We start from the raw sequence: 16,099 nt of genomic DNA on the forward strand, positions 1-16,099 counted from the left end.
TCGCTGCTTTCTATTTTACGAAAGGAGGTTTTTTAACAACCGCTTTGATTGGCGTGTTACGGATAGAGACAAAGATCTCTGTGCCCTCTTTAGCGAAAGCGGTATCCACATAACCCAAACCAATGGATTTCTTTAAGGATGGCGACTGTGTACCGGAAGTCACACGACCGATCTTGTTTCCTTCAGCATCTACGATTTCATAATCGTGACGAGGAATACCTCTGTCGATCATTTCAAATCCTACCAATTTCTGGGAAACACCTTGCTCCTTTTCAGCTTTTAGGTTTTCCGAGTTCACAAAATCCTTCGTGAATTTTGTTACCCATCCCAAACCTGCTGCCAATGGTGAGGTGGTATCGTCGATGTCGTTTCCATATAGACAGAATCCCATTTCTAAGCGTAAGGTATCACGTGCGCCCAAACCGATCGGCTTGATGCCATATGCTTTACCCGCTTCCATGATGGCATTCCATACTTGTTCTGCATGTTCATTGGCTACATAGATTTCAAAACCTCCAGCACCGGTGTAACCCGTTGCGGAAACCAATACGTTTTCCACGCCGGCAAAAACACCTTTCTGGAACGTGTAGTATTCCATCGGTGCGAGTTCGATATCGGTTAATTGCTGCAACGCATCAGCCGCTTTAGGCCCTTGGATCGCGAATAGGGATGTTTCATCGGAAATGTCCTTCATCTCTACACCTTCGGTGTTGAACTTGCTGATCCAGTTCCAGTCTTTTTCAATGTTCGACGCATTCACGACCAATAGGTAAGTGGTATCGTCGATCTTGTAGGTCAAGAAGTCATCCACGATACCTCCGTCTTCGTTCGGAAGGTAACCGTATTGTACTTTGCCATCGTATAGTTTTGAAGCATCGTTTGAGGATACTTTTTGAATCAAATCCAAGGCCTTCTCTCCTTTTAGGATGAATTCGCCCATGTGGCTTACATCAAACATACCAACGCCAGTACGCACTGTCTCGTGTTCGTCGTTGATACCCGAATATTGAACAGGCATATTGAAGCCAGCAAAAGGAACCATTTTCGCTCCTAAGGCAATGTGAACGTTTGTTAACGCAGTATTTTTCATGTTATTGGAATGAGTTTATATTTTCCACAAAAGTAGCAAATAGATATGAGATATGAGATGTGAGATTTGAGATAGAAAGGTTAAAATGGAAGATCAGACAGATTTTGGGAGATGATATACGTATGCAGGAAATTTTATTAGACGGGATAATACTCTTACCATCTCATATCTCAATACTCACATCTCAAATCTCAGCCTCAATACTCACATCTCACATCTCAGCCTCAAACAAGCTAACAGCCTTACTATCTCAAATCTCAATACTCACATCTCACATCTAAAGAAGCTATGTTTAGCGCCCTCTTAAACTCGGGTTGGAGTTGGGCTTCGATAAAGATTGTTTCTTTTGTTCTGGGATGTTGAAATTTGATGTTCTTGGCGTGGAGCAGCATGGTATCGTGCTGGAATGTTTCTTTCCAGAGCTTGTTCTGTTTATTGCAGCCGTGGGGCCTATCCCCGATGATGGGATGGAAAATATGGGCAAAATGCCTTCTGATCTGGTGCATTCGGCCGGTTTGCGGTCTTGCCGATACAAGGGCATAGCGGGAAGTCGGGAATTTGCCGAAGGGCAGGTCTATTTCCGAAAGTGCTATGGTGGTATAATGGGTGAGTGCGTCCTGGAGGGTTCCGTTTTCCTTTTTCAAGGGATAGTCAATGGTGCCTGCAGGTTCGGTATGTCCGCGCAGGAGCGCCAGGTATTCCTTTTCGATTCGATTTTCCGCAAATGCTGTTTGGATTAGGGAATCCATCTCCTTGTTCAGGGAGAAAAGAAGTACACCGCCTGTCTTGCGGTCGATGCGGTGCGCCGGGTAGACCGGTTGTCCGATCTGATCGCGAAGCAACTGAAGGGCGAACTCCGCAGTGTCCGCAGCAATGGAAGATCGGTGGACCAATAGCCCATGGGGCTTGTTGATCGCTATCAGATCCGCGTCCCGATAAATGATCTCCAGCATTATTGATTCTTTAATGCCTCGATCAGGACTTCTGCCTTCTCATCCAACTTCGGACTGATCCATACCTTTCCGAAAGCACCGCCACCAATGATATATTTCTCGCCGTTCCAGGAAATCTTCGTCAGGGAGAACAGGTAGTAGTTGTTGGTATAGGTATAGCTGTTCACAAATTCGCGAACCACCTGGTCGCCAAAGAGCATCATACCGAAATCGACGGCATCTTTATGTTCGTAATTCAGCTGTTTCTTCAATATATCTTTGGCCTTCACGGTCAGGGCCTGCTCAATTTTCTCCTTCGGTGGGTTGGTGAATACGGCAATCAATAAGATGGCGATCCCCAACAATGCAAATATTCTGGTCTTGCTCATGGGTACAAAAGTAGCTTAATTTCAGGAAATCCAGATTAGAATATCCACTCAAACAAGGAAACGGTTAGGTAGTACATCAAATAGATGAACAGTACCATCAGGATAAACAGGATGATTCCAAAGGTAATCAACATGCGCTTTGCACTGCCCTGATGCTTGTTTTCGTAATAATGCTCCTGCAAGAGCTTAATGTTCTTTTCGTTGGCCTTGTTAAAGAAGTCAAAGACATTACCAATCAGGGGTATAGACCCAACTAAAGCATCCCATGTCACATTCCAGAGCATCTTGACGGCCAGCTTGCTGCTGGCGCCATTGCGGTACATCACGATGACCAGGATCAGGGAAATGGTCAACGTCGCGATCTGCCCGGCAAAGGGAATGAAGTTCAGGAGCGGGTCCAAACCGAATTTGAAATTTCCGATACGGAAACGACTATCCATTAAAACGGATAGTCGCTTTACCCAAGAGAAATCCTTGTCTATTTTCTCCAGGTTATAATGTTCTTGACGTGGCATGTTACTTTAATTCAAAAACAGCATCAATGTTGCAGGTCAATTTGATCGGACGAACCTCCAATTCCGGACCTTGGGCCGAGCCATCTTCCAAAACGGCATTTGCAGATTTCATGGCATACATACGCGGTTGTGGCGCAATGTCATTCCAGTTCAGGCTGGAGTTATCATTGATCATCAGCACCTTCCCTACGCTCTCGCCATCCGCTGCTGCCAGGATATCCGCATTGGTACGTGCATCCTTAACGGCCGCCGTCTTCAATTCCTTTTCAATCTCGCGCTTCTGGCTATGGTCGTATCCATTGATCGACGTGCTCTGGATTCCGCGTGGGTCCACTTCTTCCAACATCGGGTTCAGTTTCTTCAGGTCGGTCACCTTGATGCGGTATTGACGGGACTGCATGATCTCGTTTGTTTTTTTCTTGTCTACGGTGTTGTAGCTATAGATGTTCTGGATGGTAAAGTCCTCCTTGCGCACGCCGTTTTTCATGGCTGCATCAAAAAGCTGCTTTTCCAACTGTTCGATCTGCACCTTCTTCTTTGTATTCCCGTCTTGGTAATATTCCTTTAGGGACACAGAAAGATAGATGATATCCGGTGTAACCTCTTTTTCCGCATATCCGCGGGTTGCTACTCTCCTGCTGTTTTCCATTGTATTTGTCTGTGCGCTTGCTGTCGAAATCAATCCAACCAAGGCCGCTAGTACCATTAATTTTTTCATATGTTTCATAAATAATGTAGGACAGGGCAAAAACCCTTCCAAATAAATATTACTGAATAGACATAGCGATTTAAAAAATGTTTAATGAAATTATAAACTAAAATTTACAGGTATTAAAAAAATAATGATACCTTTAGGAAAACATTAGTTAATATTATTATGCAAGAAGGAGTAGTAAAATTCTTTAATGAAGCCAAAGGTTTCGGTTTCATCATTCCAAATTCCGGCGAGAGCGAAATCTTCGTTCACGTTTCAGGTTTAGTAGACAAAGTACGCGAAAATGATCATGTATCTTACGAAGTACAACAAGGACGTAAAGGTCTTAACGCGGTAAATGTAAAGCTTATCTAAGATTAGGTTACGATATATATTTATTGTGGAAAACCCGTTGCATCATACGCAACGGGTTTTTTATTGCCCAATTTATGCGTTCAGGATAGCAACCGTATTGGTTGGAGGGGACTTAATTTCCGAAAATTTCCTCGAGAATAAAGAGGGAATTGATTTCCCCAAAGTTTTCGGTATGCAGGCGGTAATAATCTACGAGTTTCTGCAGGAGATAAGACCGGTCCTCCCTGCTCAGCCGGATATCCTTGCTGTTGGAGAAGCTTGCGCGTAGGATCTGGCGCAGATACCCACTGTAGGGCTCCTGCAGGGTGTAGGTATGGGCCGGCAGCAAACTGCTGAACTGCCCCTCAACCAAGTCAAAATAAGCCTGTTCTGTTACAATTGGCCGAAAACCTAAATAATGGCTTAGTTTGGCCAGAAAGACCAAATGGTAATTGGCCAGGCCTTCATCGGTTTCATCGAGCCAACTGATGGCGCTTTCCAGGAAATGGAAAAGCTGCGGCTCGGGATGTTGATGGCGAAGAACCTTATAAAGTACTTCGTTCAAGAAGATGGCGATGGAACTCTTGACAATATCCAAGGGGATGCTTTTCAATACAGGGGTCTGCTGCGCTTCCTTGATCCGCTGCAGGTTGTTGTTTTCCTTGTTGTACACCACCAGCTCCAAGAGATGGAAAGGTTGCAACATATTCGTGGAAATCTTGGCCTTTGGTTTCCGGGCGCCATTGATCAGGTAGGATTGTAGGCCAAGGGCTTCGGTATAGATTTGTGCAACCACACTACTTTCCGAATAATTCGTCAGTTTCAGGGTAATGCCCTTGGTTCGTTGTAACATCCCCTACTTCTCCTTCTGATCCGATTTGCGGTTCTCCATGATGGTGTCGCGGTCGATCTTCCGGAACATCCGGTAAACAAGCGTAATGAAGCCGAAACCGAACAAAATCACACCTACAGACAGCAGGACCTTGTACCAATTGTTTTCCGGACCCATGATCTGAAGACCATAATATAGACAGGCAATACCTGCTATGGTAAACCCTAATCCTTTGAGTAAATATCTGTTCATTGTGAATTGTTGAAAACTATTGTTGGCCCACTTTTAAAATATAATGCAAAATACAGTATTTTTGTTGACTTCTACCCTCCTAACAGATTATTTTAAAATAATTCGAGATTTATTATTGTATTTCCCAAAAGAAATATAGATATTTGCACACTCGTTTCTAAGGGAACGTTTTAATATTTTAAGAACAACAATAAAAATCGAATATCATGTCAAGAATTTGTGATTTAACAGGCAAGACGGCATTAAAAGGAAATAACGTATCTCACTCGAACGTTAAAACAAAACGTAAATTCTATCCTAATTTACAGACTAAGCGTTTTTATATCCCTGAAGAAGATCGTTGGATTACGTTGAAAGTATCTACTTCAGCTATCAAAACTATTAACAAGAACGGTATTACCGCTTCTATCGAGAAGTTCATTAAAAAAGGTCATATTTAATAGATAGCGCCTGTTTTAATCAGCAATAACTAGAATCATGAAATTCACCCGTGAGGGTATAAATAAGTAAGGCAATGGCAAAAAAAGGAAATAGAGTACAAGTAATCTTAGAATGTACTGAGCACAAAGAAAGTGGTCTTCCAGGAATGTCTCGTTACATTACCACAAAGAACAAAAAGAACACTACAGAACGTTTGGAGTTGAAAAAATTCAACCCAGTATTGAGAAAAGTAACCGTTCATAAAGAAATTAAGTAATCAACATTTGAATCGCACGATTCAGTATTAAAAATATTATACCATGGCAAAGAAAGCAGTTGCATCATTACAAAAAGGTGGTGGTAAAGAGTTTACTAAAGTTGTTATCACAGCTAAATCTGCAAAAACTGGAGCTTATACTTTCAAAGAAAGTATGGTACACAATGACAAAGTAAAAGAGGTTGTTGCTGCGGCTTCAAAATAAGCAGTAAGATATTCCTTTTTTTAAAGTTTTTCTTTAAAAATCTTAGAAATAGCCGTTTTGGTAACTCCAAAAGGGCTTTTTTAGTATGCTCTATTTCAGTATATTTGGTTCATTTTCAAGTCCAATAGCTATAACACGTCCAAGATGGGATTATTTGATTTTTTTAAAAAGAAGCAGGAGACACCAGAAGCTCAAGAAGCACTGGATAAGGGATTAGAGAAGACCAAAGAAGGTTTTTTCTCCAAGATAACCAAGGCCGTTGTAGGGAAATCGACCATAGATGACGATGTCCTGGACAATTTGGAAGAGGTGTTGGTGACTTCCGATGTCGGTGTTACCACGACCCTGAAGATTGTGGAGCGTATCCAGAAGCGCGCTGCACAGGATAAATACGTCACAACCGATGACCTGAACAGGTTATTGAAGGATGAGATTCAGGGGTTATTGGCGGAAAACAACAGCAATGATTTCGAGAGTTTCGAATACGGAAACCAAAAACCATACGTCATTATGGTGGTGGGAGTGAACGGAGTAGGGAAGACCACAACGATCGGAAAGCTGGCCCATCAATTGAAGGAAGCTGGCAACAAGGTCGTGCTGGGTGCTGCCGATACCTTCCGTGCCGCTGCTGTGGATCAGATCCAGCTATGGGGTGAGCGCGTCGGCGTTCGTGTCGTGGCTCAGCCAATGGGTTCGGACCCTGCGTCCGTAGCCTATGATACGGTGAAATCTGCCGTAGCCAATGGCGATGATGTAGCGATTATCGATACGGCTGGACGATTACACAACAAAGTCGGCCTGATGAATGAGTTGACCAAGATCAAGAACGTGATGCAGAAGGTGATCCCGGATGCACCACACGAAATATTATTGGTGCTGGATGCATCGACTGGCCAGAATGCCATCGAACAGGCCACCCAATTTACACAAGCAACAGACGTGAATGCCTTGGCATTGACAAAACTCGATGGAACTGCCAAAGGCGGCGTGGTCATCGGGATATCCGATCAGTTTAAGATCCCTGTTAAATACATTGGGGTGGGCGAGAAGATTGGTGATTTACAGTTATTTAACAAAAAAGACTTCGTAGACTCGCTATTTAAGTAGGTCTACTCATACTATGAAGACGAAACAAGCAAAATCAAGCCCGGTGCTTACAAAACCGCGTGTGAACGTGGTTACCCTGGGCTGCTCGAAGAATATCCACGATAGTGAGGTGCTGATGGGCCAATTGAAAGGCAATCAGATGGAAGTGGTACATGAAGCTTCCAATATCCAAGCGAATGACATCGTGGTCATCAATACCTGTGGGTTCATTGACAATGCGAAGCAGGAATCCATTGATACCATTCTCCAGTTCTCCGACCTGAAAGAACAGGGCAAAGTGAATAAGGTAATCGTTACGGGGTGTCTTTCCGAGCGCTATAAGCCAGAATTACAGGACGAGATCCCGAATGTAGATGCCTTTTTCGGTACCAACGACCTTCCGGATCTGTTGTCCACCATCGGCGCAGACTACCGTCATGAATTGCTGGGTGAACGTCTATTGACCACACCTTCACATTTCTCATATTTCAAGATTGCCGAGGGTTGCAATAGACCATGTTCCTTCTGTGCCATTCCTTTGATGCGCGGAAAGCATGTGTCTAAATCAATCGATGACCTGGTTAAAGAGGCTAAATTTTTAGCTTCCAATGGAACGAAAGAATTGATCTTGATCGCGCAGGATCTGACTTATTATGGATTGGATATCTACGGTAAGCGTAATCTTTCCGATTTGATGCGTCATCTATCCGATGTGGATGGCATTGAATGGATTCGCCTGCAATATGCTTATCCTTCGGGATTCCCAATGGATATCCTGGATGCGATGAACGAGCGCTCCAATATCTGTAACTACTTGGATATGCCGTTGCAGCACATTTCTGACCGCATGCTTACCTCTATGCGTCGCGGTACCAGCAAGCAGAAGCAAATCGACCTGGTGAACAAGATCCGCGATAAAGTGCCCGATATCGCACTTCGCACGACCTTGATCTGTGGCTACCCCGGAGAAACCGAAGCGGACTTCCAGGAAATGTTGGAATGGGTGGAAGAAACCCGTTTCGATCGCTTGGGCTGTTTCACCTACTCCCACGAGGAAAAGACCCATGCCCATAATCTGGAAGATGATGTGCCAGAGGAAGTGAAACAAGATCGCGTAGATCAGATCATGGAAGTTCAGCAGGGTATTTCCTACGACATCAACCAAGAAAAGATCGGCAATACCTACAAGGTGTTGGTGGATCGGGTTGATGGTGATTATTTTATCGGTAGAACGGAATATGACTCACCGGAAGTTGACAATGAAGTGGTGCTGGATGCCAAAACGGACTATGCCCGTATCGGGGATTTCGTACAGGTGAAAGTGGATCGGGCAGAGGACTTCGATCTTTACGGCCATATTGTCAAATAACTGAAAGTTTTGGGGCTTTCATCCGTCCTTGTGATAAATTTTTGTAATTTGTACCTTATAGCCTTGTACATTTGTAAAAGTTTAAAAGAGGTAGATGAAAGCCACATATATTGATTATAGCGACACTAACAGCTTTTCCAAAACCCTAATCGCCTATCTGAACAATGATGCCGCCCTTGCGCCATTCTATGGCAATAGGCCAGATTTGGCAGGTTTTAAGGATCAGTTGGAACAGAAAAAGAACTTTGCGCATCGGGAGCTGCTGAGCAAGGCATTGACCGACCAATATGGTGATCTTTTATCATCCTCTCCGGAGGTTGCGCAGAATATCCTTCGCCTGAAGGATGCCAATACCTTTACCGTTACGACGGGACATCAGCTGAATATCTTCACCGGACCGCTATATTTTATTTTTAAGATTGTCACGGCCATTAAATTGGCGAAGGACCTGAAGGAGGCCTATCCGGAGCACGAATTTGTGCCGGTTTATTGGATGGCAACTGAGGACCATGACTTTGCGGAAATCAACCATACTCGAGTATTCGGAAAGAAGATCGCTTGGGATATTGACGCCCTAGCAGCGACAGGAAGGATGAATACCGAGTCCATTGGCGAAACGGTACGGCAGTATGCCAATACCTTCGGTCTGTCGGAGAATGCGACGAAACTTACCGAATTGGTGGAAGAGGCCTATCTACAGGGTTCCAGCCTTGCCGATGCCACCCGCACCTTTGTCAATTCCCTGTTTAGGGAATATGGGTTGGTCATTATCGATGCCGACCGCAAGGAGTTCAAGAAGCTCTTCGCGGCGACCATTGAGCAGGATATTGTCAAAGAAAAGAGCTTTCACGCCATAGAGAAAACGTCTACAGCATTGATGGACGCCGGTTTCAGTACGCAGGTCCATGCCCGCGAGATCAATTTCTTCTACCTCACGGACGAATACCGCGAACGGATCGTACGCACGGATGATGGACGGTTTGAAGTATTGCATCAAGATCTGTTTTTTACGGAAGAGGAACTTAAAAAGGAAATCCATGCCCATCCGGAGCGCTTTAGCCCCAATGTGGTCATGCGGCCCCTGTATCAGGAAATAATACTGCCCAACCTTGCCTATATCGGTGGGGGCGCCGAGATTGTCTATTGGCTCCAGTTGAAAGCAAATTTCGAACAGTATAAGGTACCTTTTCCGATCCTCATTCCGAGGAACTCGGCCTTGATAACCGATGACCAGACGGCCGGCAAGATCTTCCGCCTGGATTTTACCTTCAAGAGCATCTTCCGTTCATCGGAAACCCTGAAGAAGGATTACGTGAAGCGTATCACCAAGCACCGCTTAAACCTTACCGATGAATGGATGGAATTCAATGCCATCTTCGGAAAGATCAAGCTCCGCGCACATAAAATAGACCCAAGTTTGGGACCGAGTACCGATGCGGTAAAAGCTCGCCTGAAGAAAGCAGTCAACAGCCTCGAAAAGAAACTGCTGAAGGCCGAAAAGCGAAACCATCAGGATGCGCTGATCCAGATCGACCGACTGAAGGACCGCCTGTTCCCGAACGGTGGCCTGCAGGAACGTACCGAGAATTTTGCCGAGTTGTACCTGAAACATGGTGATGAGCTTGTGCGGGAGCTGGTGAAAAGTTTTAAACCCCTAGATTTTAAATTTACAATACTGTATTAGCATGACTGACCAGGAGCTGTTGGAGACAAATTTCTTCCGTTACTACCATGAGAAAGTGGGCATGAGTGCCGATGAATTCTTGCGGTTAAGCCCGTATTTTGAATTCCGCGACTTGGCACACAGTCAGTATATCCTGCGGGCAGGAGAGGTCTGCAAGCATTTTCTGTTCGTAGAGGAGGGGCTGTTGCTGTTCATTTCACTGGATGAGAAAGGGACGGAGCATATCTTGCAGTTCGCCCCGGAGAATTGGCTGATGGCCGATCGCTCGTCGATGTACTTCGATGAGCCATCGCTGTACTACATCAAGGCCATCGAGCCCAGCAAAGTGGTGTTCCTGCACCCAAACTTCTTTACGGAAGCCGCAAAGATCAAATTTGAGTTCGGGATGTTCACCGAGAAATCCCTGCAGCGTAGCATCTATTACCTGCAGAAACGGATCAACTCCTTATTGGCGATGACCGCCAAGGAACGCTACTTGGAGTTTATCGAATTGTATCCGAATTTGCTGCTCCGCGTGCCGCAATGGATGATTGCTTCTTACCTGGGCATCACCCCGGAAAGCCTTAGCCGTGTCAGACGGGAAATAGCGAAGGATAGCTTCTAGTTTGGGAGATGTGAGATGTGAGATAGAAAGGGGGAGGACTGGGACTAGGCCATTCAATTTGATTTTAGGAAGGAGAAACATTTCGTTTTTTCCAAAAAATAGAATAAACAACCCCACACACTGTTGGAGTTGTTTTTTTGTGCAGCTTTTCTAATTAAATTTCATTATATAAATATCTCGGCCATCATGCATCTGGCGCTTCCGCCGCCGAATTTTTCGATGCTATAAAGGGGCGCGTGGATAATGCGGCCGTGTTTTTCCAAGCGTTCTATGGTTTCGTCATCGAGTGCTTCGTATGCCTGGCTGCTCATGCAGATCAAGGGATCGCCGGTAATGTTCTTGACTTCGAGGATATTGCCGGCAAAATGGTTCATCTGGTCTTCAGTGATGGCAATGATTTCCTTGCCACTCATAATGAGCAGGTTCTCGAGGTTGTTGCGCTCGCGGGCGTCGCGCACCGTATCCAGACAAATCAGGCAGAAATTCTTGCCAACGGACATCATCACGTTCGTGTGGTAGATGGGAAGAAACTGCCCATCGACTTCCTGTGTTGCATAGAACATAAAGGGTTTGTAGCCTTGATCCTTGCAGAATACATGCAATAATTCCTCATCGGCACGATCCGAAATGGAGCAATAGGTAATCTTATGATCCCGATCCAAGATCAGCACACCTGTGCCCTCCAGGAATTGCTTCCTATCCTCATAGGCGGTATAGTCCTCTGTTTTTTCGAAGTGGAATCCTGCTTGATCCAACTTGCCCAAGTAATTGAGCTTTCGTTCTTCCCGTCTGTTTTCTGCAAACATGGGGTAGAGGATGGCCTTGTTGTGGTGGAAGGAAATGACATTGTTGGGGAAAAGGCTATCCGGAGTATCAAACTCGCCCGTATCCTGGACAACGAAGACCTTAACGCCAGCATCCTTAAGGACTTGGACGTAATTGTCGAACTCGGCCAGGGCAAGGTCCGCTACGCGCTCGGTCTGTCCGCCCTCGGACTGGAAATAATTGTTGACCGCGGTTTCTTCGTTCATACGGAATGCTGCCGGGCGCACCATCAAGATGGAGTGTGTTGTCTGCATGTTATTTTCGAATGAGTGGTAATGTGGAACAGCGAAGCAGGCCTTCCTGTTTTCCGATTTCGTGGTAGGGGATTTCCTCCACAATGAAGTTCTGTTCCCGCAACCAATTGTTCAGTCTGGTGAAGTTCCGTTCGGAAACAACGACATTCGGGGCGATGGAAAAGACGTTGGAGAACATCTCGTACATTTCGTCGCCAGTAATCTCAAATAGATTCTCAGGGCCGAAGAGATCCCTTAAAAAGGCATAATCTGCTGGATTGCGGAAGCCACCCGGATAAATAATGGCTTTATCAGCACCCACGGGCTGGAAACAGCAATCTAAGTGCAGCGCATTGGCGCGGGCATTGGTCATGGACTTGATCAGGTCAAAGGAAACAACTTTTCGATCTGGAAACTTACTCTTGATAAATTCCACACCCGCAAGGTTGGTTCTGGCCGTGTTGATCTGTGCATAATCCTCGCCGGTATAGGTTCCGATGAAGATGTATTCGTTCCACAGGATCACGTCGCCACCTTCCATATGGAATTCCTCAGGGGCCGTAATCAGTTTATCAGGAGCAATCTGGTCGATGATGTACTGGATGGCTTCCCATTCTTGGGCACGGTCTGGGAGGATATTGGACTTGATGAAATAATCGTCGATAACGAAGCCGATATCACGGGTGAATATCTGGTTCAGACCTTCGATCAAATCCGGACGGTATACCTCGACACCGTAGCGGTTAAGGACATCTTTGAAACTGTTCAGCTCAAAGACCATATCGCTCTCCTGCGGATAGGTGCCGGCAAGGATATGTTCAAGTGATTTGGGATCATAGGCCTCCTCCGCGGTTGGCGTCGGCCCGTTACTGTTGGCAATTCCTAATATTACGGCATGTAAACGATTGGATTCATTCTTTACCTGTAAATTCAGCATATAATTTAAGTTTTGTTATGTGCCTAATTTAGCAAAGTTATGCTGCTTAAATAAGAGGATAAAAATTATTGTAAATATTTAATTTTAAAGAGTTTAATACTGAAAATCAGGTGTTGATATTCGGTAAATCGATGCTTTATTTTAAATGGAAAAGGGGTTTAATTGCCGTTTTTTTAATGAGGAACCCGCTGTGGTTCGAATGTGAAAATGATATGACGCAGCCCTCGATTTTGCATATTGAAATGTTTTCGGGTAAAGCCTGTTTTATTGCTAATCAATCCCATGATATATTGTTACCGACGCAATAAAAAGCGCAATCGATTGATGTGTTAATAAAAGTATAGCGCGCTTCATGTATCTTAAAAATTAGGTATAAAAAGCGTATCTTTGCACATCTAAATTCTTTATCAGTCTTTCTGATGAAATAATGTGGATAACAGATAGTTAATCAGTCTCAAAAGTTACAATCAATACTTAAAATGAGTAACGTATTTTACCAAGAAAAATTTGAGGATCGTCACAATGGTCCAAGCTCTGCACAGGTAGAGGACATGTTGAACGTGTTAGGCGTTTCATCTGTGGATGAATTAATCGAGCAAACTGTACCAGCGCAAATCCGTAAGAAACAAGCGTTAAATCTTCCAGCGGCACTTAGCGAAGTTGCCTACCTGGAGAAGATCGCGCAGATTGCGGAGAAGAACAAGGTTTTCAAATCGTATATCGGTCAAGGTTACAACGATGTAATCCTTCCGGGTGTTATTCAGCGGAATGTTTTTGAAAATCCAGGATGGTACACACAATATACGCCGTACCAAGCTGAAATTGCACAGGGTCGTCTTCAGGCCTTATTGAACTTCCAAACCATGGTTTCTGACCTAACCGGTCTTGAGATTGCCAATGCGTCCCTGTTGGATGAAGCAACAGCGGCAGCCGAGGGTATGTTCATGCTGTACAGCGCTAGAAAAAACAAAGATGCGCATGTATTCTTGGTAACACCGAATATCTATCCACAGACTTTAGATGTATTGCAGACACGTGCCGTACCTTTCGGTGTGGAGATCCGCGTGGCTGACCTGACTGTAGAAAACTTAACGGATGATGTATTTGCAACGTTCGTTCAGTATCCTGCTGCAGATGGTTCCGTAGCAGATTATAAAGAGTTCGCAGCGTATGCGCACGATAAGGATATTACCGTTTGTGTGGCTACAGACCTGATGTCCCTAGCGTTATTGACGCCTCCGGGAGAATGGGGAGCTGACGTTGTTGTGGGTAACTCCCAACGCTTCGGTGTACCGATGGGCTTCGGTGGTCCGCACGCAGCATTCTTTGCAACAAAAGATAGCTACAAGCGTAATATCCCTGGCCGTATTATCGGTGTGACGTCTGACTCCAATGGTGAATACGCGTTGCGTATGGCATTGCAGACTCGTGAACAGCACATCCGTAGAGATAAAGCATCGTCAAACATCTGTACTGCACAGGCTTTATTGGCAATCATGGCTTCCTTCTATGCCGTTTACCACGGACCAAAAGGAATCACCAATATCGCGAAACGCATCAATGACTTGGCGAAATTAACAGATAAAGCCATCCAATCTTTGGGTTACAGCCAATTGAACACATCCTACTTCGATACCTTGCGTTTCGATGCTGGCGATCAAGTGGGTACCTTGAAAGGTGAGGCTTTGGACAATGAAATCAACTTCTTCTACCAAGATAATATCGTTGGTATTTCCATCGACGAAACAACAACTTTCGAAGATGTACAGACCATCGTTAAGGTTTTTGCTAAAATCAAAGGAAAGAATGCTACAGATGTAGATTTGGACGCTTTGGCGAATGAACTTGGCCAATCCATTCCTGAGGAATTGGAGCGTGGTTCTGAGTTCTTGACACACCCTGTCTTCAACAGCTACCACTCTGAAAGTGAAATGCTTCGCTACATCAAGTCATTGGAAGCGAAAGACCTTTCCCTTTGTCATTCCATGATCCCATTGGGTTCATGTACCATGAAATTGAACGCAACGACGGAAATGGTTCCTGTAACATGGGCACGTTTCGGTGGGTTGCACCCATTCGCTCCAGCGGATCAGACTACAGGTTATATGCAGTTGATCAACGAATTGAACGATTGGTTGTGTGAGATTACAGGCTTCGCGAAGATGTCCTTCCAACCGAACTCCGGTGCACAGGGTGAATATGCGGGATTGATGGTAATCCGTGCGTACCACCACAGCCGCGGTGACTTCGACAGAGATATCTGTTTGATCCCGGCATCGGCACACGGTACCAACCCAGCATCAGCATCCATGGCCGGCTTGAAAGTCGTTGTGGTAAAATGTGATGAGCGTGGTAATATCGATGTGGAAGATCTACGTGCTAAAGCTACAGACCATGCAGCACGCTTGAACTCCCTAATGGTAACTTATCCATCCACACACGGTGTATTCGAAGAGCCTATTATTGAAATCTGTAATATCATCCATGAAAATGGTGGTCAGGTATATATGGACGGTGCAAACATGAACGCACAGGTTGGTCTGACCAGCCCGGGCTACATCGGTGCTGACGTATGTCACTTGAACCTGCACAAAACATTCTGTATTCCACACGGTGGTGGTGGTCCTGGTATGGGTCCAATCGGTGTTGCGGCACACTTGGTGCCTTTCTTGCCGAACCACGAAGTGGTAGAGATTTCCGGTGAAGAAGGTATCTCCGCTGTTTCTGCAGCTCCATTCGGCTCTGCATCGATCTTGATCATCTCTCACGCATACATTGCGATGATGGGCGGTGAAGGATTGACCAATGCAACCAAAACAGCCATCTTGAATGCCAACTACCTGAAAACACGCCTAGAGCAGCACTACCCTGTATTGTACGCTGGTGCGAATGGCCGTTGTGCACACGAGATGATCTTGGATTGCCGTGGTTTCAAGAACATCGGTATCGAGGTTGCTGATATCGCAAAACGCTTAATGGATTATGGTTTCCACGCACCGACCGTTTCCTTCCCAGTGGCAGGAACATTGATGGTAGAGCCTACGGAATCCGAGTCTAAAGCGGAATTGGATAGATTCTGTGAAGCACTAATCGGTATCCGTAGCGAGATTGCTGCGGTAGAAGATGGTACAGCAGATCAAAAAGAAAACGTATTGAAACATGCGCCGCATACAGCTCGCGTGGTAACTGCCGACACTTGGGATAGACCATACTCGAGACAGACCGCAGCGTATCCAGTTGAATACTTACGCGTAAACAAATTCTGGCCTTCGGTAGGTCGTGTAAACGACTCTCAAGGTGATAGAACATTAATCTGTTCTTGTCCTCCAATCGAAGCGTACGCAGAAGCATAAGCAATAGTTTCTGAAAGCATATAGCCGCTGTGTATTACACACAGCGGC

18 protein-coding genes are annotated in these 16,099 nt (G+C 45.2%); 9 read left to right on the top strand and 9 right to left on the bottom strand.

The annotated features are described in order from the left end of the window. Positions 1-10 precede the first annotated feature (10 nt). The 5 genes from gcvT to G6N79_RS03615 form a co-directional block, all read right to left on the bottom strand. Complete coding sequence (gene gcvT, locus G6N79_RS03595; RefSeq protein WP_103906618.1) at positions 11-1,090, bottom strand: glycine cleavage system aminomethyltransferase GcvT; 1,080 nt, start codon at positions 1,088-1,090, stop codon at positions 11-13. Positions 1,091-1,347: 257 nt separating this feature from the next. Continuing rightward, on the bottom strand, positions 1,348-2,043 hold the full coding sequence (locus G6N79_RS03600) for a pseudouridine synthase (RefSeq protein ID WP_103906619.1): 696 nt from the start codon (positions 2,041-2,043) through the stop codon (positions 1,348-1,350). Then, positions 2,043-2,411: a hypothetical protein gene (locus G6N79_RS03605; RefSeq protein WP_103906620.1), complete on the bottom strand. Its 369-nt coding sequence runs from the start codon at positions 2,409-2,411 to the stop codon at positions 2,043-2,045. Before G6N79_RS03605 ends, G6N79_RS03600 begins: the two co-directional genes overlap by 1 nt. Positions 2,412-2,446: 35 nt before the next feature. Continuing rightward, positions 2,447-2,926: a DUF4112 domain-containing protein gene (locus G6N79_RS03610; RefSeq protein WP_103906621.1), complete on the bottom strand. Its 480-nt coding sequence runs from the start codon at positions 2,924-2,926 to the stop codon at positions 2,447-2,449. A gap of 1 nt (position 2,927) precedes the next feature. Then, positions 2,928-3,644, bottom strand: coding sequence for an SIMPL domain-containing protein (locus G6N79_RS03615; RefSeq protein WP_234993211.1), 717 nt, complete (start codon positions 3,642-3,644; stop codon positions 2,928-2,930). A gap of 159 nt (positions 3,645-3,803) precedes the next feature. Between G6N79_RS03615 and G6N79_RS03620 the strand changes: the two genes are divergently transcribed. Then, the gene (locus G6N79_RS03620) at positions 3,804-3,995 is read left to right on the top strand and encodes a cold-shock protein (RefSeq protein WP_093100014.1); all 192 of its coding nucleotides are present in this window, start codon (positions 3,804-3,806) and stop codon (positions 3,993-3,995) included. A gap of 112 nt (positions 3,996-4,107) precedes the next feature. Here G6N79_RS03620 and recO read toward each other — a convergent pair whose 3' ends face one another. Next, on the bottom strand, positions 4,108-4,827 hold the full coding sequence (gene recO / locus G6N79_RS03625; RefSeq protein WP_103906623.1) for a DNA repair protein RecO: 720 nt from the start codon (positions 4,825-4,827) through the stop codon (positions 4,108-4,110). Positions 4,828-4,830: 3 nt separating this feature from the next. After that, positions 4,831-5,058: a signal peptidase gene (locus G6N79_RS03630; RefSeq protein WP_103906624.1), complete on the bottom strand. Its 228-nt coding sequence runs from the start codon at positions 5,056-5,058 to the stop codon at positions 4,831-4,833. A 206-nt stretch (positions 5,059-5,264) separates the two neighbouring features. Here G6N79_RS03630 and rpmB point away from each other — a divergent pair, with 206 nt between their 5' ends. From rpmB to G6N79_RS03665, 7 genes are all read left to right on the top strand, one after another. Beyond that, a complete protein-coding gene (rpmB, locus tag G6N79_RS03635) occupies positions 5,265-5,498 on the top strand; it encodes a 50S ribosomal protein L28 (RefSeq protein WP_094258637.1) in 234 nt (77 codons plus the stop codon). Positions 5,499-5,572: 74 nt separating this feature from the next. Further along, positions 5,573-5,755 carry a 50S ribosomal protein L33 gene (gene rpmG, locus G6N79_RS03640; RefSeq protein WP_002998409.1) on the top strand — a complete coding sequence of 61 codons (183 nt, stop codon included), beginning with the start codon at positions 5,573-5,575 and terminating at the stop codon, positions 5,753-5,755. Positions 5,756-5,798: 43 nt separating this feature from the next. Beyond that, positions 5,799-5,960, top strand: a complete 162-nt coding sequence (locus tag G6N79_RS03645) for a DUF4295 domain-containing protein (RefSeq protein ID WP_103906625.1) — start codon at positions 5,799-5,801, stop codon at positions 5,958-5,960. Positions 5,961-6,104: 144 nt separating this feature from the next. Continuing rightward, positions 6,105-7,067, top strand: coding sequence for a signal recognition particle-docking protein FtsY (ftsY, locus tag G6N79_RS03650; RefSeq protein ID WP_103906626.1), 963 nt, complete (start codon positions 6,105-6,107; stop codon positions 7,065-7,067). Positions 7,068-7,080: 13 nt separating this feature from the next. Then, the gene (gene rimO, locus G6N79_RS03655) at positions 7,081-8,415 is read left to right on the top strand and encodes a 30S ribosomal protein S12 methylthiotransferase RimO (RefSeq protein ID WP_103906627.1); all 1,335 of its coding nucleotides are present in this window, start codon (positions 7,081-7,083) and stop codon (positions 8,413-8,415) included. Between the two features lie 94 nt (positions 8,416-8,509). After that, positions 8,510-10,099 carry a bacillithiol biosynthesis cysteine-adding enzyme BshC gene (bshC, locus tag G6N79_RS03660; protein ID WP_103906628.1) on the top strand — a complete coding sequence of 530 codons (1,590 nt, stop codon included), beginning with the start codon at positions 8,510-8,512 and terminating at the stop codon, positions 10,097-10,099. Position 10,100: 1 nt separating this feature from the next. Beyond that, positions 10,101-10,703, top strand: coding sequence for a Crp/Fnr family transcriptional regulator (locus G6N79_RS03665; protein WP_103906629.1), 603 nt, complete (start codon positions 10,101-10,103; stop codon positions 10,701-10,703). A gap of 164 nt (positions 10,704-10,867) precedes the next feature. Here the strand turns inward: G6N79_RS03665 and ctlX are convergent, their stop codons facing one another. Both ctlX and G6N79_RS03675 read right to left on the bottom strand, forming a co-directional pair. Then, positions 10,868-11,782, bottom strand: a complete 915-nt coding sequence (gene ctlX, locus G6N79_RS03670) for a citrulline utilization hydrolase CtlX (protein WP_103906630.1) — start codon at positions 11,780-11,782, stop codon at positions 10,868-10,870. Between the two features lies 1 nt (position 11,783). After that, positions 11,784-12,698 carry a dimethylarginine dimethylaminohydrolase family protein gene (locus G6N79_RS03675; protein ID WP_103906631.1) on the bottom strand — a complete coding sequence of 305 codons (915 nt, stop codon included), beginning with the start codon at positions 12,696-12,698 and terminating at the stop codon, positions 11,784-11,786. A 479-nt stretch (positions 12,699-13,177) separates the two neighbouring features. Between G6N79_RS03675 and gcvP the strand changes: the two genes are divergently transcribed. Further along, on the top strand, positions 13,178-16,051 hold the full coding sequence (gcvP, locus tag G6N79_RS03680; RefSeq protein WP_103906632.1) for an aminomethyl-transferring glycine dehydrogenase: 2,874 nt from the start codon (positions 13,178-13,180) through the stop codon (positions 16,049-16,051). Positions 16,052-16,099 lie beyond the last annotated feature (48 nt).

The organism is Sphingobacterium lactis (assembly GCF_011046555.1).
Taxonomy (GTDB): domain Bacteria; phylum Bacteroidota; class Bacteroidia; order Sphingobacteriales; family Sphingobacteriaceae; genus Sphingobacterium; species Sphingobacterium lactis.